The following is a 24,107-nucleotide window of genomic DNA, read 5'->3' on the forward strand; positions in this document are numbered from 1 at the left end:
CGCGACAACGATCGATGAAGACGTTCCTGCTCAAACGCTATCCGCTCGCGCGCGTGCCGCTGGCGCACGACATCGTCGCGTCCGTCAGGCCTTACCGGAATGGCGATCGCGTGATCTGGCACCAGCATCGCCACGGCCAGCTCGTGTTCGCGGCGCAAGGCGTGGTGCGCGTGCTGACGCCGTCGCGCACCTGGACGCTGCCGCAGTCCCGCGCGGTGTGGCTGCCGTCCGACATCGACCATGAACTGCACGCGGTCGGCGACGGGCAGCTGTGCAGTGTCTATGTGGAGCCCGACGCGTTTCCGTGGCCGTGGCGCGAGCCGGCCGTGATCGCCGTGTCGCCGCTGATGCGCGAACTGGCCGTCACGCTTGCCGAGGACGGCGAGAAATACGCGCGCGGCAGCCGCGCCGCGCTGTCGGCGCCGTTGCTGCTGAAGGTGATGGCCGAGACGCCGGCGCTGCCCGAACCGGGCGTGCCGCTGCCGCGCGATCCGCGCCTGCTGGCGATCTGCGAACACATGATGAACGACCCCGCGAGCGATCTCACGCTCGACTTCTGGGGCGAGCAGTTCGGCGCGAGCGGCCGCACGCTGGCCCGGCGGCTGCATGCCGAGACGGGGCTGACGTTCGTCGCGTGGCGCCAGCAGATGCGCGTGGCCGAGGCGATCACGCGCCTCACGCTGGGCCAGACGGTCGCGCAGGTGTCGCGGGATCTCGGCTACAGCACGCCGAGCGCGTTCATCGCGATGTTCCGGCAGGTCGCCGGCGATGCGCCGCAGCGCTATCTCGCGCTGTAGCGACGGTTAGCCTCGTCCGGCGTCAGCGCCCTTCGGACAGGTATTGATGGGGGGCTTGGCCGAACAGCCGCCGGAACATCACGGTAAACGCACTGGGCGTGCTGTAGCCGAGCTCGAGCGCGACGGACGCGACGCTCGCGCCGTGCGCGAGCCGCGTCATCGCCTCGGCCGCGCGCATGTGCTGGCGCCAGTGGCCGAAGCTCATGCCCGTCTCGTCGCGGAAATGCCGCGCGAGCGTGCGGCTGCTCGTGCCGATCTCGTCGGCCCAGCGGTCCAGCGTGTAGTCGTTCGCCGGGTCCGTCATCATGTGCTCGCAGATCGCCAGCAGGCGCGGGTCGCGCGGCAGCGGCAAGCCGCCTTCGCCGAGCGGCGGCGCTTCCTCCAGCAGCTTCAGCAGCAATGGGACCGACAGCGCGGTGCTGCCGTCGGGCGGGTAGTCGTAGCCGTCGCGCTGCATGTTCGTGACGAGCTCGCGGATCAGCGAGTCGATCGCCATCACGCGGCCGGTCGGCCAGTGCCACGGCGTGGCGTCCGGCTCGACGCTCACCGTGCACAGCGTGAGGCGCCCGACCGCATGCAGCTCGTGGTCGATGCTCGGCGGCAGCCAGACGCCGCGCGACGGCGGCAGCGTCCAGCTGCGCGACGGCGTCAGCACCCGCACGACCCCCCGCAGCGCGAGGATCACGTGGCCGAACTCGTGCTGGTGCCGCGGCTCGTGCTGGCCGTTCTCGTAGGCGAGGGTGCGCACGATCACGGGGCGCGGCAGGCGCCGCCGTTCATGCGGATAGCGATTGAGCAGGAATTCCTTCATCCGGGATCAGAGGCGTGAGTACGGACTGTTCAGTAACGGACAAAATTTGGCTGAAACTGAACATTTTTTGTCTACCTGCGAAATAAGGTAGCCGGTATTCTTGCCGGGTGTCAATTGAACGAAAACGATAGTGCGACTGCAAATAATAATGAGTCGCATTACATGTGAACAAAATCGGCGACAGCCACACGCAAGGGCGACTGGAATGAGGTTTGGGGAAATGGGTGGGCCGCTGAAGCTGGGCATCGCGGCGACGCTGCTTGGCGGCACGGTGCTGCGGGCGAGCGCGGCGGACGACGGGACGGCGGCGGCGCCGGGCGGCACGCTGCCGGCGCTCGAGGTACGGGCGGCGTCGGCGCAGGAACCGGCGGGGCCGGGTGTAGGGTACGTCGCGACCCGTTCGACGACGGCCACGAAGACGGATTCGGCACGGCTCACGCAGCCGCAGAGCGTGTCGGTCGTGACGCGCGAGCAGATGGACGATCTCGGCGTACAGACGGTCGACCAGGCGCTGCGTTACACGCCGGGCGTCTATTCGCAAGACGGCACCGATATCCGCTTCGACCAGCTGTCGGGGCGCGGCTTCTCGCTCGATTCGTATCTCGACGGCCTGCATCTGTACCAGTCGCCGCGTTTCGCGACGCCGCGCATCGATCCGTATTTTCTCGAGCGGATGGAAGTGCTGCACGGGCCCGCGTCGGTGCTGTACGGGCAGGGCAGCCCGGGCGGCCTCGTCAATTACGTGAGCAAGCTGCCGACCGCCGAGCCGTATCACGAGGTGATGCTGCAGGTCGGCAACCACGACAACTACCAGCTCGGCTTCGACTTCAGCGGCCCGGTCGACAAGGCGGGCACCGTGTCGTACCGCGTGGTCGGCCTTGGCCGCACGGCCGACACGCAGGTCAGCCAGATCAAGGACCAGCGGATCGCGATCGCGCCGTCGGTGACGCTGCGCCCGAATCGCGACACGACGTTCACGCTGCAGGGCAGTTTCCAGCGCGATCCGAACGGCGGCCTGTTCAATCCGGTGCCCGCGAGCGGCACGCTGTACGCGAACCCGAACGGGCGGCTCGGCCCGGACCGCTATTTCGGCGATCCCGACCGGGACGGCATGCACCGCACGCAGTACTGGTTCGGCTATCAGTTCGAGCATGCGTTCAACGACAGCATCAGCGTGTCGCAGACGCTGCGCTATCTGCATATCGACCAGCACTATTACCAGACGTCGGTCACGAGCCCGTTCGCGGCCAACGGCAAGACGGTCGCGATGTGGGGCAACGTCGACAACGAGCATTACTCGCAGTTCGAGGTCGACACGCATGCGCAGGCGCGCTTCTCGACCGGGCCGGTCGAGCACACGGCGCTGTTCGGCATCGACTACCAGCGTTCGATGCTCGGCGACAACGAGGGCAACGCGGTGGTCGGCACGGTCAACCTGTTCCAGCCGAACTATGCGGCGCTGCCGACCCAGCCCGTCAACACGCGGCTCGACTATGCGCTCAGCACGTTCGGGGTCTACGCGCAGGACGAGGCGCGCTTCCGGAACTGGGTGCTCACGCTCGGCATGCGCCAGGACTGGGCCGGCGGCAACCAGCAGACGACGTCGATCGCGACCGGGGCCGGCACGCTCTATCACTCGAACGATCATGCGTTCACGTGGCGCGCGGGCCTCGCGTACCGCTTCGACAACGGGATCGCGCCGTACGTCAGCTACGCGCGTTCGTTCCAGCCGCTGCTCGGCTCGGCCTACGGCGGCCAGCCGTTCTCGCCGACGAAGGGCAAGCAGATCGAGGCCGGCGTGCGTTACCAGCCGAAGGGCTTCGACGGTTTCTTCTCGGTCGCGGCGTTCACGCTCACGCAGGACAACGTGCAGGTGACCGATCCCGTCCACCCGCAGTTCGCGATCCAGACCGGACAGGTACGCTCGCGCGGCATCGAGGCCGAGGCGCACGCGAACGTCACGCCGAACCTGAAGCTGATCGCGTCGTATTCGTACCTGAACCAGTCGGTGACGGAGAGCACGATGGCGAACCTCGGCAAGCGGCCGACGATCGCGCCGCGCCACACGGCGTCGGCATGGGCCGACTACACGTTCCCGAGCGGGCCGCTGCGTCACTTCGGCATCGGTTCGGGCGTGCGCTACACGAGCAGCTCGGCGGGCGACACCGCGAACACCTTCGAGGTGCCGGCGCGCGTGCTGGTCGACCTGGGCGTGCACTACGACCTGAAGAACTGGCGGCTCGCGCTGAACGTGAACAACCTGTTCGACCGCGAATACATCTCGTACTGCTCGTCGTCGTCGCTGTGCTACTGGGGCGCGACGCGGACGGTGCTCGGCACGGCGCGCTATCAATGGTGAGCCCGGTGTCGAGAAACCCGAACGGCGGCGATGCACCGGCCGGTGCCGGCGCGGGGCCGGCCTGCGCGACGCGCCGCCGCGCGCTCGCGTGGTGCGCGGCGGCGGCGCTCGGTGGTCTGGGCTGCGCGAGCGGCGCGGCGCGGGCGGCCGTCGCGGCGCACGCGGCGCCGTTGCCCGTGACGCCGGCTGCCGTGCCGGAGGCGCCGAGAATCGTCGTGCTCGACTGGCCGCTGACCGAGATCGTGCTGTCGCTGGGCGTCGTGCCGGTCGGCGTCGCGCGCCCGCCGTGGTACAAGCGCGTCGACGGGGTTCCGCCGTTGCCGCCCGACGTGGCCGATACGGGGCTGCTGTTCCAGCCGAACTTCGAGGTGCTCGGCGCGCTGAAGCCGGATTTCGTCCTGATCACGCCGCTGCATGCGCCGCTGCGCCCGATGCTCGAACGGGTCGCGCCGACCGTGACCGTCGGGCTGTTCGGGCACGGGCTCGACGTCTACACGGCCGTGCGCGACGCCACCCGCCAGCTCGCGCGGCGCCTCGACCGCCCGGCGGCGGCCGATGCGCTGCTCGCGCGGGCCGACGCCCAGCTCGACGACGTGACGCGCCGGCTGGCCGGTTTCCGGGCGACGCAGCGGCCGGTTTATCTGCTGTATCCGATCGACGACCGGCACATGTCGGTGCTCGGCGAGAACAGCCTGTACGGCGGCGTGCTGTCGCGGGCCGGGATCGCGAACGCGTGGCGCGGCGATACCGATCCGCAGGGCGCGACGCAAACCGAACTCGCGGCGCTCGCGCAGCAGCCCGATGCGCAGGCGCTGGTGCTCGACATGCCGGCCGGCGTCGGCGCGCAACTGGCGCGCGGCCCGCTGTGGAACGCGCTGCCGTTCGTGAAGGCGGGCCGCGTGCGCACGCTCGGCGCGCTGCCGTCGCTCGGCGGCGTCGTCGCGTCGATGCGCTTCGCGCAGGGCCTCGCGCTCGCGTTGCAGGAGGGCGCGCGATGAAGGCGCGCACGATGGTGGTCGATGCCGGTTCGCGCGCGTGGGCGCTGCCGGCGCTGCTCGCGGCGGCGACGCTGTGGGCCGTCGTCCATACGCTGTCCACGCAGCTTCCCGCCGCGCAATGGGCCGGCGTGCTGACTGGCGGCGCGGACGTGTCGCTGGCGCAGCTCGTCGTGCGCTACGCGTGGCTGCCGCGCGTCGTCGTGTCGATCACGACGGGCGCGGCACTCGCGCTTGCCGGCGTCGTGTTCCAGCAGGTGCTGCGCAATCCGCTCGCCGAGCCGCTGACGCTCGGCGTGTCGTCGGGCGCGTCGCTCGCGCTGTCGGCCGCGTCGATCATGGCGCCGGCGCTGGTGGCGGGCGACCGCTTCGCGGTCGCGCTCGGCGGCGCCACGCTGGCGATCGCGGCGACCCTCGCGCTGACGTGGCGCAAGGGTTTCGCGCCCGTGTCGGTGACGCTCGCCGGCATGGTCGTGAGCCTGTACGGCGGCGCGCTCGCGGTGCTGCTGGCGATCGTGAACGAGCGCTCGCTGGTCGCGGTGTTCATCTGGGGCGCGGGCTCGCTCGTGCAGAACGGCTGGGAGGTCGCGGCATGGCTCGTGCCGCGCGTGGCCGGCTGCATGATCGCCGCGTGGCTGCTCGCGCGGCCGCTGGCGCTGTTCGCGCTCGACGATCGCGGCGCGCGCCAGCTCGGGCTGTCGGTGACGGCCGTGCGGCTCGTCGCGCTCGCGATCGCCGTGAGTCTGAGCGCACTCGCGACGAGCGCGGTCGGCGTGATCGGCTTCATCGGGCTCGGCGGCCCCGCGCTCGCGCGGCTCGCGGGCGCGCGCCGGCTGCGCGACCAGCTCGCGTGGGCGCCGTGCATCGGCGCGCTGCTGCTCACGCTCGCGGACCAGCTCGTCCAATGCCTGCCCGGCGTACTGGGCGAACGGCTGCCGACCGGCGCGGCGCTGGCGCTGCTCGGCGGTCCGCTGCTGCTCGCGATGCTGCGGCGCGTCCGTACGGGCGGGGTGCGCGCGGCGATGGATACGCACGACACGCGACGCCGTTCCGTTGCCCGGTTCGCCGTGCCGGGCGTCGTCGTGCTCGCGCTGGCCGTGTGGGTCTCGCTGCATTTCGCGGTGACGATCGACGGGTGGCAATGGACGCCCGCCGCGCAATGGCCGGCCGTCGCATTCTGGCGCGTGCCGCGCCTGGCCGCGTCGCTCGGCGCGGGCGTGATGGTCGCGCTGGCCGGCACCGTGCTGCAGCGCCTGACCGGCAATCCGATGGCGAGCCCCGACCTGCTCGGCGTGAGCGGCGGAGCGATGCTCGGGCTCCTGGTCGTCGCGCTCGGCGCGGGCGTTCCGTCCGCGCCCCTGCTGCTCGGCGGCGCGTCGGCGGGCGCGCTCACGTGCCTGGCGGCGATCATGGCGTTCGGCCGCCGCGCCGGCTTCGCGCCGGACCGGATGCTGCTCGTCGGCATGGCGATCAGCGCGTTCTCGCAGGCCGCGATCGTGCTCGCGACCGCGCGCGGCGGCGTGCAGGCCGAGCTGCTGCGCGCGCTGCTGTTCGGTTCGACCTACGTGGTCCTGCCGCAGACCGCGATCGCCGTCTGGGTCTGCGCCGTGGCGGCGGGCGCGCTTGCGTGGCTGGCGTTGCGCTGGCTCGACATCCTGCCGCTCGGCGCGGATGTGGCCACCGCGCTCGGCGTGCGCGCGAGCCATGCGCGCGCCGCGCTGTTCGCGGTGGCCGCGATCCTGACGGCCGGCGCGACGATCGTGATCGGACCGATGTCGTTCGTCGGGCTGATGGCGCCGCATTTCGCGCGGCTGCTCGGTTTCACGCGCGCGCGCTCGCAGCTCGTGATCGCGGCGCTCGTCGGCGGGCTGCTGATGGTGGCCGCCGACTGGCTCGGCCGCAACCTGCTGTTTCCGCAGCAGTTGCCGGCCGGTATTCTCGCGACGCTGGTCGGCGGACCCTATCTGCTCTGGCTGTTGCGACGATGACGCCGACGGCAAGCCTGAACCCCACTACAACTGATGGCGGCACGCCGCCCGTCGCGCGAGCGGCAGGGCGGCGTCGCACGCGCAAGGACACCCCATGTCGCTGTTTCGTTTCCTGACCGGAAGTTTTCGCTGGATCCTGCCGTTCGCGTTGCTGACGAGCCTCGCGAGCGGGATCGGCAACGCGATGCTGATCGCGCTGATCAACCAGGCGCTCGGCGCGTCGCCCGAACGTCTCGTCGCGCTCGGCTGGCGCTTCGCGGCCGTCGTCGTCGCGGTGCTCGCCGCGCGCGCCGTGTCGCAGATGCTGTTCATGTCGCTCGGCCAGCGCGCGAAGGCGATGCTGCGCATGCGCACGATCCGCCGCATCGGCGATGCGTCGTACCCCGATCTCGAACGGTTCGGCAGCGCGAAATCGCTGTCGGTGCTCACGCAGGATCTCGACACGATCGTCGTGTTTTTCGTCAACCTGCCGACGATCGCGATGCAGGGCGCGGTCGTCGCCGGCTGTCTCGCGTACCTCGGCTATCTGTCGTGGCAGATCCTGCTGTTCGCCGCCGTCACGATCGGCATCGCGATGCTCGGCTTCCGCGTGGTCCAGGGGCGCGCGCTGACCGACCTGCGCGATTCGCGCCGGCGCGAGGACGATCTCGTGCGCCACTTCCGCGCGTTGTTCGACGGCGCCAAGGAGCTGAAGCTGCATCGCGCGCGGCGCGACGCGTTCGTCGGCGAGATGCTCGAACCGGGCGTCGAGGCCGTGCGCGTGCAGCGTACGCGCGGCTACACGCTGTATGCCGCGGCGGCGAGCTGGGGCAACCTGGTCCTGTTTGCGTTCATCGGCCTCACGCTGTTCGTGCTCGCGCGCTGGTACGCGATCGATGCGCACGTCGCGTCCGGCTACGCGATGGTGTTCCTGTACATGATCATGCCGATCGAAGGGCTGCTTGCGGCGATTCCGTCGATCAGCATCGCGCGCGTCGCGTTCGAGCGCATCGAGCAGCTCGATGCCGCGCTGCCGCGCGAGCCGGCCGACGGTGCGCGGCCCGGGCGCGCATTCGGGCGGATCGTGCTCGACGGCGTGACGCATCGCTATGTGCGCGACGGCGAGGCGTTCACGCTGGGGCCGATCGACCTGTCGTTCGTGCCGGGCGAAACGGTGTTCCTGATCGGCGGCAACGGCAGCGGCAAGACGACGCTCGCGAAGCTGATCACGGGGCTGTACGCGCCGGAAGGCGGGCGGATCCTGCTCGACGGCGAGCCGGTCGACGCGGCGTCGCGCGAGCGCTACCGGCACCTGTTCTCGGCCGTGTTCAGCGATTTCTTCCTGTTCGAGCGGCTGTTCGGGATCGATGCGGCCGAGCGCCAGCGCGCGCGCACGCTGCTCGAAGCGCTGCAGTTGTCGCACAAGGTCGCGATCGACGGCGGCGCGTTCTCGACGCTCGACCTGTCGCAGGGGCAGCGCAAGCGGCTCGCGCTGCTGGTCGCGTATCTGGAGGACCGGCCGTTCTACGTATTCGACGAATGGGCGGCCGACCAGGATCCGCTTTTCAGGGACGTGTTCTACCGGCAACTGTTGCCGGAACTCAAGGCGCGCGGCAAGACGGTGCTGGTGATCTCGCACGACGATCGATATTTCGCGCTGGCCGATCGCAGCGTGAAGCTCGACTACGGGCAGATCGTCGCCCGGTCCGACGCCGCGGCGCCGCATTCGATGGTATCTCCGACATGAATCCGATTGCTTCCGCACCGGCGCAGGCTTGCGCGCCGGACTCATCGACGGCCGCCGCAACGCGGGCTGCCGCGCCGCACACGCCGTTCTTCGCACTCGAACGCGTGTCGTTCGAAGCGGCCGGGCGCGTGCTGCTGCACCCGGTCGATCTCGCGTTCGAACGCGGCAGCGTGGTTGGCCTGCTCGGCCACAACGGCTCGGGCAAGTCGACGCTGGTGAAGCTGCTGGCCCGTCAGCAGCAGCCGTCGGGCGGCACGATTCGCCTGCAGGCGCGGCCGCTCGACGCCTGGGCGAACCGCGCGCTGGCGCGCGCCATTGCGTATCTGCCGCAGCATCTGCCCGCGACCGACGGCCTGACCGTGCGCGAACTCGTCGCGCTCGGCCGCTATCCGTGGCATGGTGCGCTCGGCCGGTTCGGCGACGACGATCGTGCGATGGTCGACGAAGCGCTGCGCGCGACGGACGTCGCGACATTCGCGGACCGCGCGGCGGACAGCCTGTCGGGCGGCGAGCGGCAGCGCGCGTGGCTGGCGATGCTCGTCGCGCAGCGCAGCGAGTGCCTGCTGCTCGACGAGCCGATCTCGGCGCTCGACGTGCGGCACCAGATCGAGGTGCTGGCGCTGGTGCGCACACTCGCGCTCGAACGCGGGCTGTGCGTGGTCGTCGTGCTGCACGACGTGAATCTCGCCGCGCGCTATTGCGACAGGCTCGTGGCGTTGCGGCAGGGGCGGGTGGTGATCGAGGGGACGCCGGACACCTTCATGCGCGAAGAGGTGCTGACGAGCGTCTACGATATCCGGATGGGAACCGTCGCGCATCCGATGGGGCGCGGGCGTATCGGGTTTGCGTACTAGGCCGTCGCGGATCGTTCGGCGGGCCGCTGGCGTGCTCGCCGCGACACGCGGGCGACGACGAGCCGATGCGGCGAGCCGGCCCGGGAGGGCACGGAAGGGCGCGACACCGGCAGCCCGCCGCGCCGGATGTCGCCGTGCATCGGCGGGCGGGCTGCGCCGTTACGGTGAAGTACGCGAGCGCGCGACATCGGCTGGCCGCGCCGCGGAGCCGGCGCGTACGTCCGCGATCACGCGTCGAACGGCCAGTGCCAGCGGCTCGACCTCGCTGACCCCGAGGGTGAGCTTCGCAGCGAGCAGCGCCGCGAGCTGCTCGAGTTGTGCGAACGCGTAGCCGGGGTCTGCCGTGACGACGTTCACGAACGCCATGCTTCGACGATATCCCGCCCGGATGTCGATGCGGACGTCGCTCGGGAACCGCTGGCGCAGCGCGTCGCGAACCTGGTCGATATCGATTTCCCGGGGTTCCGCGCGCCGGCCTTTTCGAGGCTGAACGTCGGGCATGAACAGATAGGCGCTGACGCGCACTTCCGGGCCGTCGACGGCGCTGACATATGCGCCCTGACGATAGGCGAGCACGGCGAGCCGCTTGCGCCGCTCGAGCCCCGATACCAGGACGCATGCGCCGGCGACGATTGTCTGGCCTTCGCCGATCATCTGCCCGAATCGGGCCGCTCGCTCGCCGGAATCCTCGTGTCGTCCGAACTGCAGCGCGAGCCGTGGAATCCTGTCGATCTCCGCGCCGAGCCGCTTCCTGATCGACAGCATGGCCGCCTCGTTCACGTGCTCGAACACGACTTCTGCCGCGAGCGGGCGACCGGCCGCATAGGCCGTGAGCCACTGCCGGATTCCGGCGAGTTCGTCCGGCGCGCCATCGCCCTGCAATTCCAGCGTGACGAGGACGACATCGCCATGCAGACAGGTGCTGGCGGCCGGATGGGGCGCCACCCGAACCAGGCTGCGGGCGTCGTCTGCGCTTGACGCGCGTACCGCCGCCAGCAGGAAGACGTCATGCGCGTGGATGCCGCCCGGTACCACATACGCGCCTTTCTTCCAGGCCAACGCGCGCAGCTCCGGAAACAGGTCGTCCGCTTCGTATCCCGTCGCGATCACCGAGCGGCCGAGCGCCGTCAGCTCGCGAGGCGACCCGCCGCCCGACAATCGCGGGCCGGCAACGCCTTCTTCCTTGAACAGGTGCTGCCACCCGGACGAATACTCGGCATCAGGCGCCCAGGACGGCAGCAATTGGGCGAGGTAGGCGTCCGCATCCGCGATGGTTTCGAACTTCGCGACCATCACGCACTCACCGCTGTTGTTGCCGGAGAATGCCTGCCACACGCTGACGGAAGGCGTGGGCCGGGGGCGATATGCGTTCGCTTCGCGACGCGCGCAACCGCGCCGCGCGCTTGGCTGCGCGAGGCGCGCACGCTCGTTCCGCCACCCGTGCAGAATTTCCTCGGCGCGGGTCGCGGGCAGGCCGCCGTCGTGGAACGAGCATCCCTGCATGCGTTGATCGGGCGTGATGGATACGAAGTCCAGACCTGCGCCGCAGTCGCCGCTCCCATCGGCGCCGTCGAACAGCCGGGGGACGGGAACCGCGTCGCCGAAGCACACCGACAGCCGGCAAGCGATCGGCGAATCCTGCACGATGTCCGCAAGCTGCGCGCGGCCGCGGGGCGAAAGGTGCCGGCGCAAATCGGGGCCGACGTACGACAGCAACGAGACATCGTGGCAACCCAGCGCAGCCAGTTCGGCCAGCAGCGCGGGAAGGCCCGGCAGCACGGCGTCATCGACGATCAGGTTGGCGCCCCACCTTTGCCCGTAGTCCGACAGGACCGTACCCGCATCGCGCCAGCGCACGCCGTCGTAGAGCGAGACGCGAACCTGGCCGAAGCGGCCGGAATAGGGCGCGAACGTGCTGCGCCGGATCAGCGTCCCGTTGGTCGTGACGTTCAGTGCAAGCGGGGTGGTGTGGTAGAGGATGTCGACCAGCTCGGCAAATCCGCGGAACGCGAATGGCTCGCCGCCGCCGAAGGCGACTTCCAGCGTGCCTGCCGCGCTGAGGCCGCGCAGGACGTCGGCGGCCGACTGAACCGACCAGACGCTCTCGCGCTGCAGGTCGCGCGAACAGAAATCGCAGGACAGATTGCACTTGTTCGTTATCCCGAACATCGCGACCCGGGGGGCGACGCGCCGCAAGTGGCCGGTTGCCGCATTCTCGATCCGGACGTGCGTGCCCGTCGCCGGGTGGAAGCGCAGCAGGGCGCCGTCCAGCGGATATTCCCTGAATGCGTTGCGATCGGAATGCGTGGAAATCGACATCGGCGAGGCTCTCTGCTTTTTGTCCAGGGCCGCCATGAATCATGGTGCGCGCCTTGGCTTTTGAATTGACTCGCGTAGCCGCCGCGTGCCCGCGCTGGGTGAGCGTGGCGAACCGGCGTTGACGGGTTTCCGGCCAGCCGGGTGCGCCCGGATTCATGGCGCGGTTTCGCTCGCGGGTACCGGCTGTCGCGCTCGTCAAGGTCACTTTCTCGAGTCGGAGCCGACGGCCGACAAGCCTGGCTACTGGAGAGTCGGTGCGAGTATAACAGCGGCCTCGGTTGCCTTCTGCAGGCGGTGCCGATCTGCGGCGGAATGCCGTGACCGGTCGGCTGCTCCGGCCACTCGCGCTTTCCTGTCCGCGTGGATCGTTCGGGTCCCACCTCGGTCATTGCGCGTCGGGCGCGCAACGATGCACGGTAGATCTGCCGGTATTCGCCAGCGTCATGAATTGCGATCCGGCTCGGTCGCCTTTGAATCGACGAGTCGATACAGTCCCCATCCGGCAATCATGGAGGGCAGGAAGTAGACGGCCTCGATGTCGGGCTGGGCGAGCAGGGCGATCGCGGGGCCGGGGCAATACCCGGCCGCGCCCCATCCAAGGCCGAAAATCGCCGCGCCTGCAACGAGTTTGCGATCGACGGCGCGTTCCGCCGGCAGATCGAAGCGTCCGCCGGACAAAGGCGCGCCGCGTGTCAGTACGAAATGGAAGCCGACTCGCGCGATCGCGAAGGCCGCGCCGAGGACGAACAGGAGACTGCCGTCCCATTGCCCGGTGACGTCGAGAAAGCCAAGCACCTTCTCTGGGCGAGTCATGCCGGACAGCGCGAGGCCGACGCCAAACAGAAGCCCGCAGACGAAGGTCGTCAGGTATTCCGGTGCCTTCATCTCAGTCCGATCACATGACGCACCACATAGGTCGACACCATCGCTGTCGCCAGAAACGTGCCGGTCGCGACGGCCGAGCGACGCGACCGGCGAGCAAGCCCGCATACGCCGTGTCCGCTCGTACAACCGTTGGCGAGCGCGGTGCCGAAGCCCGTCGCGAGGCCGGCCGCAATCAGCAGGACCGGAGGGAATCCGGGGCGCGCGTGCGGCGCCCACCCGGCATGCCCGATCGAGCGAGCGATTGCGTACCAGACGGCCGCGCCGGCGACCAGGCCGGACAGAAATACTGCCCGCCACGCGGCCCCGGATCGCGGCCCCCAGATGAACCGACGGGCGATGCCGCTGATTCCGGCGATCTTTCCGTTGGACCAGAGAAGCAGGGTTGCCGACAGCCCGATCAGCAATCCGCCGGCGAGTGCGCTCCAGGGCGTCAAGGATGTCGCCATCGTTTCCATTTCCCCCAATGCAAGGCCGCGTGATGCGATGTCGCGCAATCCGGGCAGGCGCGCGGGCGCCGGGCCGCTGCCGGCCCGCCGGACTCAGAATTGCCTGCCGAACGAGAGGCCCACCACGTCCTCGGAAAGATGCACGTTCGCGTTGCCCCCGCCAAAGGCCGCGGGAATCGAGTTGTCGCCGTCGACGGTCTTCCTGAACGCATGCCCGTAAAACACGCCGAACGACGTCTTTGCGTCGGTCTTCCACGTGGCGCCGACGGTCGCCTGATCCTGCACGACCCCCGGCGCGAGGATGTTCAGGAACGTCTCGGTGCTGGCCACCGGCTGGCTCGAATGGCTGTAGCCGGCGCGGAGCGTCAGATGGCTCGTGACGTCGTAGCTGGTGCCGATCTTGATCACGTTGGTATTGCGCCAGCCGAAGCCCGGGCCGTTGGCGGAGCCGAGGGCATTGCCGGCAGACAGGTTGGCGAGCGGATTCGCGATCGCGTTCACGTTGCCGTACAGGATGCGCTGGAAGTCGGCGGCCACGGTCCAGGCCGGCGTGACCTTCCAGGAGAAGCCGATGCCGTAGTTTTCCGGAATGTCGAACGAACCGCCGTCCGCGAAGAGGCCTTTGTATTTGTCGAAGCGGCCGTGGATCTTCGACGCCCATGTCACGCCGACCGTCAGTGTCGGCGTGATTTCGCCGGTATAGCCGAGGTGAACGCCCACGCCGATCGTCGAATCGGCGCCCCGGTCGGTCACGTTGTCGGGCGCGGCCGACATCGCCGTGAACGGCTGCAGGCCGCTTGCGGTAAAGCGTTGATAGGCAAGGTTCAGGCCGATGCCGAATGCGTGCCGGTCAAACAGCTTGTAGGCAATCGTCGGGGAGAGGAACACCTGCTCGAGATCCACGCCAGCCGATCCCGAGGCGCCGAACGCGCGAAACGGGTTGTTGGCGTAGCCGGTGTCGAGGCCGCCGTTCGCGTACAGTGCAAGGCCGGCATATGCGTTCGGCAGAAACTGGTAGGTCACGCCGAATTCCGGCAGGGCGAAGATCGAGCGGTTGTTGCCGGCGTAACTGCCGTTCACGCCGTATCCGTTGCCCGACACGTCCGCACCGCGCTTGGGCAGGAAGAGGCTGATATCGCCGTCGAACCGGTTGCCGACGAAGGCGATGCCTGCGGGGTTGGCGGCGGCGGCGAGTGCGTCCTGGGGCAGGCCGATGCCGACGCCGGCCATGCCCTGCGACGCGACCCCGTAGCCATTGGAAAAGTAACCGTTGGTGGCCCACGCAAAGCCCGGTGCTGCGACGACGACGCCAACGAATGCGCAAGTGATCCCTTGTAGCCTCATGCGTTTCCCCGAATAATGTTTGGAACAGTTATCAGGGACGAAGTCTATGCAGGCGGTCTTGCACCTCAAACCAAGCATTTCACATAAGCTTTTGATAGATTATAAAAACATAAAATGGTGATGTCCGATGAGCCCTTCCGATCCCTCCATTGACCTTCGCACCATGCAGGCGTCGGCGGCAAAAGCCTGCGCGTTGCTCAAGGTACTTGCCAATCCGGATCGTCTGCTGATCATGTGTCGCCTGTCGCAGGACGAGCTGTCCGTCGGCGAACTGGAGGAGCAACTTGGCATCCGCCAGCCGACTCTTTCCCAGCAGTTGGCCGTGCTTCGCGAAAACGGGTTGGTGACCGCCCGGCGCGAGGGCAAGAACATTTTCTACTCGGTGGCGAGCCAGCAGGCGCTTGCCGTGATGGCCGTGCTTTATCAGCAGTTCTGCGCCGAGGCCTGAGTGCGGCAACCGTGTGTGCCGGGTTGCTGACGCCGGCTTCGTATCTGCGTCGCTCGACGGGATCGGTTCGACGCGAAAGTGGGCCACGCTCGGGCCACTCATGCGGCGCTATGTAAAATAACCCGTCGCGTTTGCGCGATTTCACTCACTTACCCTTGCGGGTCGTCATGCACCGAAAGCCTGCATCCACAAGCCCTGACTGGGTGATGCGCGCCCAGCCGGCCGACGGCATCGAGCGCATTGAGGCCTGGTTTCGCGGCAAAGCTTACGCGATGCATCGCCACGATACGTACGCGATCGGCCGTACCCTCGCTGGCGTGCAGAGTTTCAGCTATCGGCGTAGTCGGCGCGATAGCTTGCCGGGCAACACCATCGTGCTGCACCCTGACGAGGCGCACGACGGTCAGGCGGGTACGGGCGAGGGGTTCCGGTATCGCATGATTTACGTGGAACCGGCACTGATCCAGGACATATTGGGTGGCCGGGCGCTTCCGTTCCTCGAAGGCGGCGTGACAACGGATCCGCGTATCGGCGCGGCAACGGAAATCCTGCTGCAAGGGGTGGGCGACACGCTCGAACCGCTTGAGCAGAGCGAGGCGCTGACGGAGCTGGCGCATGCGTTGTCCGCTGTCGCGGGAATGCCGCGCGAACGAGGCAAAGGCGATTATTTCGCGGCGCGCCGTGCTCGCGATTTCCTGCTCGCAAACTTCACCCGCGTAGTCACGCTCGACGAAGTTGAAGCCGCAACAGGCCGCGACCGCTGGAGCCTCTCGCACGATTTCCGTGCGTTCTACGGCACGAGTCCGTATCGCTACCTCACGATGCGTCGACTCGATGCCGTGCGGCGCCTTTTGCTCGCAGGCGTGCCGCTCGCGAGTGCGGCGGCGGACGCAGGCTTTGCCGATCAAAGCCACATGACGCGTCATTTCCTCAAGACCTTCGGTCTGACTCCGGGGCGCTGGCTTCGGATCGCGGGCAACGTGCCCGCCGGTTGAGTCGTTACCCACAATCGTTCAATACAGCCGTCGGGCGGCTGATTATTCTCGACGGCATGTCCATACCGAACGGAGAGAACGATGTCCACATCAACACATGCCGGCACGGCTCCCGCCTCACGCGGTCAATGCGAGGCGATCGACTTGATCGGCAGGATTGCACTGATCGACGGGCACTGGCAACCGCGTGTGGTCGCGGAAATGAACGACTATCAGTTCAAGGTCGTCAAGCTTGAGGGCGAATTCGTCTGGCACAAACACAGCGATACCGACGAGACCTTTATCGTGCTGGCCGGCGAATTGCGAATCGACTTTCGTGGTGGGCCGTCGGGCGACGGCACTATCGTGTTGCACGCCGGCGAGATCGCCGTTGTGCCGAAAGGCGTCGAGCACAAGCCCTGCGCGCCTGCCGAAGTCAAACTGCTGCTGATCGAGCCGCGCGGGGTTGTGAATACCGGGGACAGCGCAACGAGCGAGCGCACTGTGGCAAACGATCAGTGGGTTTAAGGCGCTGCCTTTGAGAACAAGGGGGATGGCTCGCTTCCCTCGTGGGGCCGCATGGCGAGGGCGCGAATGTCGGATGCCGTTCGCGCCGCCCCGATCGTGAATGACAGAAGGTGGTGGCGCGTTCGCAGGTTGAGACTGGCTTCGTTCGACCTTGAATGGTCGTTTGACTCCCTACAAAGCAGACGCTCGACTGATTGGAATCTCGTCGGTGTCTACGCTTTGGATCGATACCACGCCGTGCTTTTCGGTGTAAACAAAAGTATTACGGCCAGAACTTCGGCGACGTTCTCAAGATTGTTGCCTAGACTCGTCGATAGGTTCTCCGGATTCATCGAGTGGCTTAGCAGGAGAAGAAGGAAGGTGAGTAACGATATTGCTGACAAAACGTTCTTTGCCCAGCGTCGCCGATAAAACAACTTTGCAATCAATGTCCCTTTCACTAGCACCCATACTGCGGATGCCGCCACGCTGAAGATCGTAATGTTTCTAAAAGTACTACCCGAAATCTTGGTGGAAATGGAGAAATCTTCCAGGGAGAGCAGATAGGTGGCGTAGGAAAGGCTGGCCAAAAGACGCAGGGATAGACAGAAAGAAATCAGATAAATAAGGGCGGCAACTTGCGTAGTTGCCGGGGCGTCCCTGTTGAGGATCGGAACGCTCTCGAGAAGATTGAACTTTATCGCTGGCATTTTATTCGGCGCTTCATCGGATTAACAAAAAATGTCGATCTCCGCATGCCGACGGCCCGAAATTACCAAACGACAACTGACGAGCGCATGCTGGAAAATGTGACGCGACTAATCAATCTCATGGCACTGCATGCCGATTATCATCGATCTGGCCTGGCGTGTCGAATGTCTCGCAGTGGCCGGCCACCGACCGATACGCTCGGTCGAAACCGGTCCTTTGCAGGCCTTCCACTTGCCCACTTCGACGCCAGAAAGCGGTCGTGCCTTGTTCAGTGATCGACCAAGAGGTTTGCTGGAAAAACGGACTAAACATCCGCCGCGATCCATGCCAGGACGCTGTTTCGGGCGTCTTCTGGATCCCGACGATTCCATCCGACATCGATCATTACTTGGCGCTCGCCTTCACCAAACAAAAGCGTGACCTGCCCCCTCTTGATTCTTGTCGAGGCCCACTGGAAAACATAGCCACGCTCGTTTCGACTGGAGAAGTCCAGGCAACTGACGAGTCTTTCAGCCGTCCGCTCCGGTGATTCCCAATGAGTCGACGCTGCGCCCTGCGCGAGGGCCGCTTCGTATTGCTCCTTTTTGAAGACGATGCGGTGACCTTGGGCCAGGTGCCAGACGACTTGGTCACTGAACACCTCAACGTCTGCGAGCTGATCTCCGCAGCCAATTACACCGCAACTGCATCTTCCGATAAGAAATTCTCCGCCGGCCCGAAGTGCGGGCTGACCAAAGAACTCTGGAGGGTCGAGGCCAAGACAGTCTGGCCCAAGCGTGTTCAGAATATCAATCCCGGTGGCCAGCGGACGCACCTCATGGTCATTTGACTCAAGGGATTCGGCGAAAGAAAATTCGAGAAAATCCATTTTGATCCCGGTCGTTTGTCATGCCGATTACATTAGCCGATTCGACAGGCCGCATGAACGTCCACGCTCACGACACCGACGAACGCGGAGGAAGGTAGCCGACCCATTTCGGCCCGTTGCCTTTCTCGATATCGAACGTTCGGGCTTTGCGCCGTACCCGCCCATATCGACCACTCGGCACGCACGTTGGTCTCAACAATCACTGCGGATGGTTGCCTGTTTGAAACCGCGCTGCTTGACCAGCAAGTCCACGATTTGCTCGCTGACGAGTTCGGCCCAGCGACGATATTGGCCAGCACCCGGGTGAAATCGATCACGGGCCATCTCGAGCGGCTTTGCTGCCCAGTCGAGCGATATATAGCGCGCGGCGTCGTCCTGGCTTATCCACCGTCGCAGCATACGGTCCAGACGCGTTGCATATCGGCCCAGATACCAGCGTAGCGGGTGCTGGGCCGCCGGCAGAATCCTCAATGGCGGCAACCCTGTTGCAACCAGGCCAACTACGCCGGTGCGACGGCGGACTTCTTCGACCAGCCGCCGGTAGTCTTGCAGGAACTGGAGTGGCGAACGTTGCGACGTTACATCGTTCGTGCCCAATGCAATCACGAGAAAGTCCGCCGGTTCCAATTGGCTCTGCCTTAACAACGCCAGCGACTCCTCGGTGTTGACACCCGACTTTGCGACCAGTTGCCATGTAATTGGCCTGCCCAATTTGATGGCCAGCAGTTTGGCGACGGGTTGCGCCAATGCCTGCGTCTGATCTTCTACGCCCACTCCTGCCGCCGAGGAATCACCGACGACCAGAATTCGCAATGCCGGTTGCGGGGCGTCTCGCAAGCCCTCACTCCCGCAACGAGGTCCTGCTGCTTCCGGCAGACGCAGCGCGGTTCGCCTTAGCCTGCGCGCCTGTATCAACAGAACGGGGCCGAGGACAAGTTTGTAGAGACGCAACATTTTCAGTTCAGGGCAGAAGAAGAATAATGGTAGCCACGCAGAGACGGGCGCCCCGGGAATCGCCCGATTGTCGCCAATCCGGACGCGTCAGTTCACGGACCGTTGTTGGCTGATCGCCGACCGCGGCAGATGGGGGCGCTCCCACTGGATGCTACTTCCATGGCCGTCCGAAGGGGACGCTTCGACCGGTTCATGATTTCGATAGTGACAGGAGATAGTCCGCTAGACCACCGTCCCTCCACACATTCGTTTCTGTTCGATCGACCCGGTCCTTGGGATCAAGGTCACGCTCGACTACTTTTCCAGATCCGAAATTATTTTCGATCGGGCGTGCGATATCCAGTTGTATTCGAATGACTATCCATTCCAGGAAAAGGTTCGGCATTCGCGGTGTTCGGTGCAACTGCTCCTTATAAAAGTACGGGTCGACGCCCAGCCATATCAGACCCTCCACCCACTGCCCGACTCTCGCGAATCTTGGTGGTCTGGTATTGGAGAAGACCTTGACTCCGAAGTCTATGACCCACACATGACGGGTCGCGAATATCACTTGCGCTACAACGTTGTAGCGGCAATCCCCATTTGGGGCGCAACGCATTGCGCGCTCGTCGGACGGAGCCAATGCCGAACCACCGAATTCAAGCGCAAGCGTGTACGACTCGCCGCGCTTGAAGTCTTCGTAGTTTCCGTCCTGGATAATCCACGTATTGAGACCAACAGTCAGTTCGGTCATTTGTAAGCCATCAATCGTTGACAGGAGTTGGCCGCCTGGCGACCGACGCCGGCGGCCCTTTACGTGTCGCCTTCTCTTCCCGATGCAGCGTTTACGTCGGCGACTTCCATTCGCCTGCCCATAGATCGAAATACCTGAAGGCGGAGATTCGGCCGAGCACGACTTGCTCGCCGATGTCATCGACGACCTTGAATGGGACGGAGATTCCGAAACGACCTTCCGGCAGGGGAAAGATCTCGGCGAACGGAGCCACACTGCCCAATTTCTCGACCACTTCGGCGTGGCTCCCTGCCACAACGACGACTTGAATGCCCATCAGCGCTTGAACTCCACGGCGGCAACATCACGGAGTTGTGCTCTGACTCGATCAAGCGTCGCTTCGCTCACCGATTGCCCACGGACGTCATGGACAAGTCTGCATTTCCAGGAGTCTGAAGGCAGGTGCGGCCGACCGTGCAGAATTCGCGCACGGTTGTATTCGACGCTGAGTCGCACGGCTTCGGTGGATTCCAGGCTGTGGTTGGCTACCAGAACGAACTCGCCCAACCCGGTGTTTACCATTTCCGGCGTGAACATTTGAGTCCTCTCCACCACAAAAAAGCGATTCTATTCGGACCATCCGCGCGTGACGCGCCGATGAGAAGCCTGAACTGCGGTATGCCGCGAATCGGCGTGTCGAGATGTGGCGGATTGCAAAAAAGGGCGATTGTGGACAATCTGGTCGCACAAGTTGATGAGTGGCCGTCAGGGGGATTCAACTGGTCGATGCAACACTCTGGACACTGCGTAAGCAGTTGGGGGTGTTGCAAATAAGGCAGCGGAGCAGGATCGGCTACATCGAGCCTCGAAAGGCGCGGATGGGGAGCGGTAGCGCAAGGGTGACATGCTCTATCAGACTGCCCAACTGTCCGATCTGCTCGGCAGGTTTCGCATTCGGATGACGGGCAGGGAACGTACCGCCGGCCAATCGAAGCCCTGCGGCGCTACCAGGTGGCCGTTGATTTCGCTGCGTTTTACCGACGTAGATATCGGTCGCGCGCTGACGGGCCTTTTCCTCGCTTCTGAAACCTGCCCGAATGGACGAGCCACCTGATTGGAATAGTGAGTGGCCCTCGGAATAGGGCGCTATTAAAGCAAAAGTCCGCGCCGATGATAACTGTCAATGTTGACAGGTGTCGCCCTGATTCACGTTGTTACCGAGCCGACGGCAGCACCGCCTTGCCCGCCGTTTCCATTCAGGGCTGAGCGGACGATCGCTTACGCGTGACGCCATTTTGCCAACGTGGGCAGTTCGCGCTCGACGGCCGCATCGTCCAGACGGGTCCAGCTATGGAACGTACCGTCCCATCCCGGAACGGGCAGCGGAGCCGCGCAGCGAATGTCCGCGAGGCCCGGCCGATAGGCCTGGGATGGCCAGAACAGCGGCATGATGCGGCGCGCTTCCATGCCTTCGCGCAATTCGGCCGGCCCGCCCGCGTCGGCCACGATTTCGCAGTGGAACGACCAGTCCTCCTCGTTCCAGGCGAGAAAGACGCTTGGCGCACCGGCGGCATCGAACATCAGCACCGCGTCCTGATTGGGGCGCCAGTAGTATTCGACGATGCCTTCCCGCGCGGCCACCTCGTCGATCAGCTTGACGATCCGCGGATCCCGGTAGGTCGCCCCCGCCTCATGCAGGCCGATGTGCCCGCGGGCCGCGCAGAACTTGCGCTTCGCGTTGTCCAGCACGGTTGCCAGCTTGCGGGGCATCTCGACGTCGGTTTTCTTCAGATAGCAATCGATCAGTCCCGCGTTGAATGCTTCCACCGCCTCGCGCTCGTCGGCGATGCCGGTCAGCAGGATCTTCATGCAGTTCGCGTTGCGGATGGACGCAAGAAACCGGATGCCGTCGACCTCCGGCATCGAATAATCGACGACCACCGCGCCCACCGCCTCGAATCGGGCGGGATCGGTGAGCACATCGTGGCCGATCGCATTTCCGCCGCTCTTCTCTGCACCAAAATAGTCCGCGGCGGCCGGTGGGATCTCCGCGTCACGCGACGACACGAAGTCGAGCGCCGCCTGGGGCTGCGTAAAGAACCGGTGCAGGTGTTCGTCCGGAAATGCGCCGCGCAGTGCCTGCAGGAAATCCGGGTTGTCGTCGACAAACACCACGGACACGGGGTAAAGCACCGGCTGCCTAGCGAAGGATTGCATTCGAGTCTCGATAAATCAGCAGAGGAACGTGCGGTACCGGAGACGCTTTACCGCAAACGACGGCCGCGTTGCACGACCGCGTCAATTATCCGGCGAAAACGGGATGCGCATCAACTGTTACTCATCCGCGCATTCGGCGTGTGTCAATCGCGCCACTCGGCAGAAATGCACAGGGAGAATCGGGCCATTCCTTCTCGTTGAAGGAATGCGCAGCTACCGCCAGTAGCGACTCAAGGAGTTTTCCATGCTGACGCGAGACGCGATTCTTCACGTCCTTTCCAACGAAACGACCCATCTGTCCGAAAAGACCTTTCATCACGTGGTCGACATTTACCTCAAGGATTCCAATGCCTTTATGAATACCTATTTCGCACGATATTTCGAATGGCAGGGCGTGTGCCGTGAACGCTGGTTTCACGAATGCATCCACAACAACCTGCTGGCGGCCGGCGGGTCGTTCGTGACGAAGCGCGCGCATCAGGAATACGTCCAGGAGACGTTTCCGTTCCAGCGGGTCGACTGCTACCTCAATACGTTCGAGGTTCGGCAGTGCTCGGCCTATCTGCTGTTCCGCTTCTACGTTGACGGGCGGCAGGTGTCGCTGGGGTATCAGCAGATCGTGTTTGCCGGTTCCGACAAGCGGATCCGCCGGTTTCCGGCGGGCATCATCGAGCGGGTCAAGGCGTATGAACTGATCCTGCCGTCGGCCGCGAACTGAAGGTGAGACTGCCTTACCCGATGCGATAGCGCCGGGTGGGCGCCGGCGGATCGCGCAATGCCTGGTCCGCCGGCGAACCGGGTTCCGGCAGCCGGATCGTGAACGTGGTCCGGACGCCTGGGACGGATTCACACGCGATGGTGCCGCCGAACGCTTCGCATACGCGGCGGCAGAAGCTCAAGCCTATGCCGGCGCCTTGGCCGTGCGATTTGGTGGAGAAGAAATCGTCGAAGATTCGAGGGAGCACATCGGGGGCGATGCCCGGTCCCGTATCGCTGAAACGCACCACGCAGTAACCGTCGCTGCGATCGGCCTCGATCTCGATCAGCCCGTGGCCGCTTGCGTGGATCGCGTACAGGGCGTTTTTCAGCAGATTGAAGATGACGAAGGTCACGAGCGAGTCGGATCCGGAAAACTGAAGGCCCGGATCGATCGCGTCGGCCGATACGCGGTCCCGCTCGCCGGGCCGGAAGGGAAAGCGATCCAGCGCGGCGTCGACACAGGCCCGTATCGGACAGGCGGCGAAGCCGTGGCGATCCAGCCGGTCCAGCGTAAACGAGGCCAGGGACATTTCGACCACGGTACTCGTGGTGTCGACCTGGCGCCGGATCGACGATGCGAGCGTCGGCAGCCGCTCCAGTTGTCCAGGATACAAGCCGTCGGCGCACAGCCGGTGCTCCACCGCCAACCGATACCCGCGCAGCAGCACCGGCAGGACGTTCCGCAACTCGTCCGCGTGCAGGCCGATCGCCGCCAGCGGCGTGGCTACCTCGTGTGCGACCGTCGCGGCCAGCAGATAGGGGCCCATCAGGCCATAGCGGACGATCGACGCCGCGAGAATCCCGAGACTGAGCGCAATGAACAGCACCCCCACCGGATAGAAATCGGCTCCGTAGTTCACGGCATAGTCGGTGGCCGCGAGCGAGTAGAGGGCCAGGCTGACGAGGCATTGCGCAAGCAGTTTACGGACGTCTCGCGCCTTCTCCCGCCGCCTTGCCTCGATCAGGAGCCAGGCGCTGCGGCCGGCCAGGAAAGCCGTCTGCACGACGTGCAACGGATGCAGGAATCCCGCCTTCGGATACGGGCCAAAGAAATGCAGGCGGAATCCATCGACGACATCATTGCTCGTGACCAGCAGCCCGGCCATCAGGACGCAGAGCCCGTAGGATGCGAACATGATCGGCCGCTCGCTCCGGCGCGACACGATCTCCGTGACGAAATGATAGAAGGTCGTCGGCAGGAACAGGATGAACAGATAGCCTGCCTTGACCAGCAGGTTGGCGACGTTCGCATCGGTCGTCTGGAACAGGAACGCCCATGTTCCCTGCCAGACGAAGGTCGACGCACACATCAACGCGAACGGGACGGACACGCGCGTGAGCCCCTTGGTGGCCAGCACGTAGAGGCCGAACCCGAGGAACAGGGCAGATATGAACGCGGGAAAGATCGAGTACATGATGCGTAAATCCACGAT

At 65.5% G+C, this 24,107-nt stretch carries 24 protein-coding genes; 11 read left to right on the forward strand and 13 right to left on the reverse strand.

Features of this window, described 5'->3' with window-relative positions; genetic code table 11:
- Positions 1-14 precede the first annotated feature (14 nt).
- Positions 15-797 carry an AraC family transcriptional regulator gene (locus tag GQ57_RS23760; protein ID WP_031400687.1) on the forward strand — a complete coding sequence of 261 codons (783 nt, stop codon included), beginning with the start codon at positions 15-17 and terminating at the stop codon, positions 795-797.
- A 22-nt stretch (positions 798-819) separates the two neighbouring features.
- Here the strand turns inward: GQ57_RS23760 and GQ57_RS23765 are convergent, their stop codons facing one another.
- Positions 820-1,608: an AraC family transcriptional regulator gene (locus GQ57_RS23765; protein WP_031400688.1), complete on the reverse strand. Its 789-nt coding sequence runs from the start codon at positions 1,606-1,608 to the stop codon at positions 820-822.
- Between the two features lie 220 nt (positions 1,609-1,828).
- Between GQ57_RS23765 and GQ57_RS23770 the strand changes: the two genes are divergently transcribed.
- The 5 genes from GQ57_RS23770 to GQ57_RS23790 all read left to right on the forward strand — a co-directional run bounded on the left by GQ57_RS23770 (position 1,829) and on the right by GQ57_RS23790 (position 9,530).
- Complete coding sequence (locus GQ57_RS23770) at positions 1,829-3,967, forward strand: TonB-dependent siderophore receptor (protein WP_235215118.1); 2,139 nt, start codon at positions 1,829-1,831, stop codon at positions 3,965-3,967.
- A gap of 5 nt (positions 3,968-3,972) precedes the next feature.
- Positions 3,973-4,965, forward strand: coding sequence for an ABC transporter substrate-binding protein (locus tag GQ57_RS23775; protein ID WP_235215119.1), 993 nt, complete (start codon positions 3,973-3,975; stop codon positions 4,963-4,965).
- Entirely contained in the window at positions 4,962-6,950 is a 1,989-nt protein-coding gene (gene fhuB, locus GQ57_RS23780) for a Fe(3+)-hydroxamate ABC transporter permease FhuB (protein ID WP_034199193.1), read from the forward strand. Before GQ57_RS23775 ends, fhuB begins: the two co-directional genes overlap by 4 nt.
- 94 nt (positions 6,951-7,044) lie before the next feature.
- Positions 7,045-8,676 (forward strand): cyclic peptide export ABC transporter, encoded by a 1,632-nt coding sequence (locus tag GQ57_RS23785; RefSeq protein WP_031400692.1) that lies wholly within the window; start codon positions 7,045-7,047, stop codon positions 8,674-8,676.
- The gene (locus tag GQ57_RS23790; RefSeq protein WP_034199194.1) at positions 8,673-9,530 is read left to right on the forward strand and encodes an ATP-binding cassette domain-containing protein; all 858 of its coding nucleotides are present in this window, start codon (positions 8,673-8,675) and stop codon (positions 9,528-9,530) included. The genes GQ57_RS23785 and GQ57_RS23790 overlap by 4 nt, the downstream gene beginning before the upstream one ends.
- Positions 9,531-9,689: 159 nt before the next feature.
- Here GQ57_RS23790 and GQ57_RS23795 read toward each other — a convergent pair whose 3' ends face one another.
- The 4 genes from GQ57_RS23795 to GQ57_RS23810 form a co-directional block, all read right to left on the reverse strand.
- Positions 9,690-11,885: a radical SAM protein gene (locus GQ57_RS23795; protein WP_235215120.1), complete on the reverse strand. Its 2,196-nt coding sequence runs from the start codon at positions 11,883-11,885 to the stop codon at positions 9,690-9,692.
- Between the two features lie 405 nt (positions 11,886-12,290).
- The gene (locus GQ57_RS23800; RefSeq protein WP_034199195.1) at positions 12,291-12,734 is read right to left on the reverse strand and encodes a DUF6691 family protein; all 444 of its coding nucleotides are present in this window, start codon (positions 12,732-12,734) and stop codon (positions 12,291-12,293) included.
- A complete protein-coding gene (locus GQ57_RS23805; RefSeq protein WP_052001467.1) occupies positions 12,731-13,180 on the reverse strand; it encodes a YeeE/YedE family protein in 450 nt (149 codons plus the stop codon). The genes GQ57_RS23800 and GQ57_RS23805 overlap by 4 nt, the downstream gene beginning before the upstream one ends.
- A gap of 93 nt (positions 13,181-13,273) precedes the next feature.
- Positions 13,274-14,524: an OmpP1/FadL family transporter gene (locus tag GQ57_RS23810; protein ID WP_034199197.1), complete on the reverse strand. Its 1,251-nt coding sequence runs from the start codon at positions 14,522-14,524 to the stop codon at positions 13,274-13,276.
- 127 nt (positions 14,525-14,651) lie between these two features.
- Between GQ57_RS23810 and GQ57_RS23815 the strand changes: the two genes are divergently transcribed.
- The 3 genes from GQ57_RS23815 (at position 14,652) to GQ57_RS23825 (ending at position 16,474) form a co-directional block, all read left to right on the forward strand.
- The gene (locus GQ57_RS23815) at positions 14,652-14,972 is read left to right on the forward strand and encodes an ArsR/SmtB family transcription factor (RefSeq protein ID WP_031400698.1); all 321 of its coding nucleotides are present in this window, start codon (positions 14,652-14,654) and stop codon (positions 14,970-14,972) included.
- A 167-nt stretch (positions 14,973-15,139) separates the two neighbouring features.
- Complete coding sequence (locus GQ57_RS23820) at positions 15,140-15,967, forward strand: AraC family transcriptional regulator (RefSeq protein WP_052001458.1); 828 nt, start codon at positions 15,140-15,142, stop codon at positions 15,965-15,967.
- Between the two features lie 81 nt (positions 15,968-16,048).
- Entirely contained in the window at positions 16,049-16,474 is a 426-nt protein-coding gene (locus tag GQ57_RS23825; protein ID WP_034199199.1) for a cupin domain-containing protein, read from the forward strand.
- Between the two features lie 212 nt (positions 16,475-16,686).
- On the opposite strand, the gene GQ57_RS42000 is transcribed toward GQ57_RS23825, so the two are convergent.
- The 6 genes from GQ57_RS42000 to GQ57_RS40035 all read right to left on the reverse strand — a co-directional run bounded on the left by GQ57_RS42000 (position 16,687) and on the right by GQ57_RS40035 (position 20,295).
- The gene (locus GQ57_RS42000; RefSeq protein ID WP_152603335.1) at positions 16,687-17,163 is read right to left on the reverse strand and encodes a hypothetical protein; all 477 of its coding nucleotides are present in this window, start codon (positions 17,161-17,163) and stop codon (positions 16,687-16,689) included.
- A 305-nt stretch (positions 17,164-17,468) separates the two neighbouring features.
- Positions 17,469-18,032 (reverse strand): hypothetical protein, encoded by a 564-nt coding sequence (locus GQ57_RS42005; protein WP_152601818.1) that lies wholly within the window; start codon positions 18,030-18,032, stop codon positions 17,469-17,471.
- A 192-nt stretch (positions 18,033-18,224) separates the two neighbouring features.
- A complete protein-coding gene (locus GQ57_RS23835; protein ID WP_235215121.1) occupies positions 18,225-18,845 on the reverse strand; it encodes an SGNH/GDSL hydrolase family protein in 621 nt (206 codons plus the stop codon).
- A 331-nt stretch (positions 18,846-19,176) separates the two neighbouring features.
- Complete coding sequence (locus GQ57_RS42010) at positions 19,177-19,719, reverse strand: hypothetical protein (protein ID WP_152603336.1); 543 nt, start codon at positions 19,717-19,719, stop codon at positions 19,177-19,179.
- A 91-nt stretch (positions 19,720-19,810) separates the two neighbouring features.
- The gene (locus GQ57_RS23840; protein WP_034199201.1) at positions 19,811-20,035 is read right to left on the reverse strand and encodes a hypothetical protein; all 225 of its coding nucleotides are present in this window, start codon (positions 20,033-20,035) and stop codon (positions 19,811-19,813) included.
- Positions 20,035-20,295: a hypothetical protein gene (locus tag GQ57_RS40035; protein ID WP_081896751.1), complete on the reverse strand. Its 261-nt coding sequence runs from the start codon at positions 20,293-20,295 to the stop codon at positions 20,035-20,037. Before GQ57_RS40035 ends, GQ57_RS23840 begins: the two co-directional genes overlap by 1 nt.
- Positions 20,296-20,602: 307 nt before the next feature.
- Here GQ57_RS40035 and GQ57_RS42015 point away from each other — a divergent pair, with 307 nt between their 5' ends.
- Complete coding sequence (locus GQ57_RS42015; protein ID WP_152603337.1) at positions 20,603-20,812, forward strand: hypothetical protein; 210 nt, start codon at positions 20,603-20,605, stop codon at positions 20,810-20,812.
- Between the two features lie 164 nt (positions 20,813-20,976).
- On the opposite strand, the gene GQ57_RS23845 is transcribed toward GQ57_RS42015, so the two are convergent.
- Positions 20,977-21,915, reverse strand: a complete 939-nt coding sequence (locus GQ57_RS23845) for a response regulator (protein ID WP_034199202.1) — start codon at positions 21,913-21,915, stop codon at positions 20,977-20,979.
- A gap of 244 nt (positions 21,916-22,159) precedes the next feature.
- Between GQ57_RS23845 and GQ57_RS23850 the strand changes: the two genes are divergently transcribed.
- On the forward strand, positions 22,160-22,633 hold the full coding sequence (locus GQ57_RS23850) for an acyl-CoA thioesterase (RefSeq protein ID WP_031400704.1): 474 nt from the start codon (positions 22,160-22,162) through the stop codon (positions 22,631-22,633).
- Positions 22,634-22,646: 13 nt separating this feature from the next.
- Here GQ57_RS23850 and GQ57_RS23855 read toward each other — a convergent pair whose 3' ends face one another.
- Positions 22,647-24,089 (reverse strand): sensor histidine kinase, encoded by a 1,443-nt coding sequence (locus tag GQ57_RS23855; protein WP_034199203.1) that lies wholly within the window; start codon positions 24,087-24,089, stop codon positions 22,647-22,649.
- Between the last annotated feature and the right edge of the window lie 18 nt (positions 24,090-24,107).

Origin of the sequence: Burkholderia sp. MSh2, from assembly GCF_000731655.1 — a bacterium.
GTDB lineage: Bacteria > Pseudomonadota > Gammaproteobacteria > Burkholderiales > Burkholderiaceae > Burkholderia > Burkholderia paludis.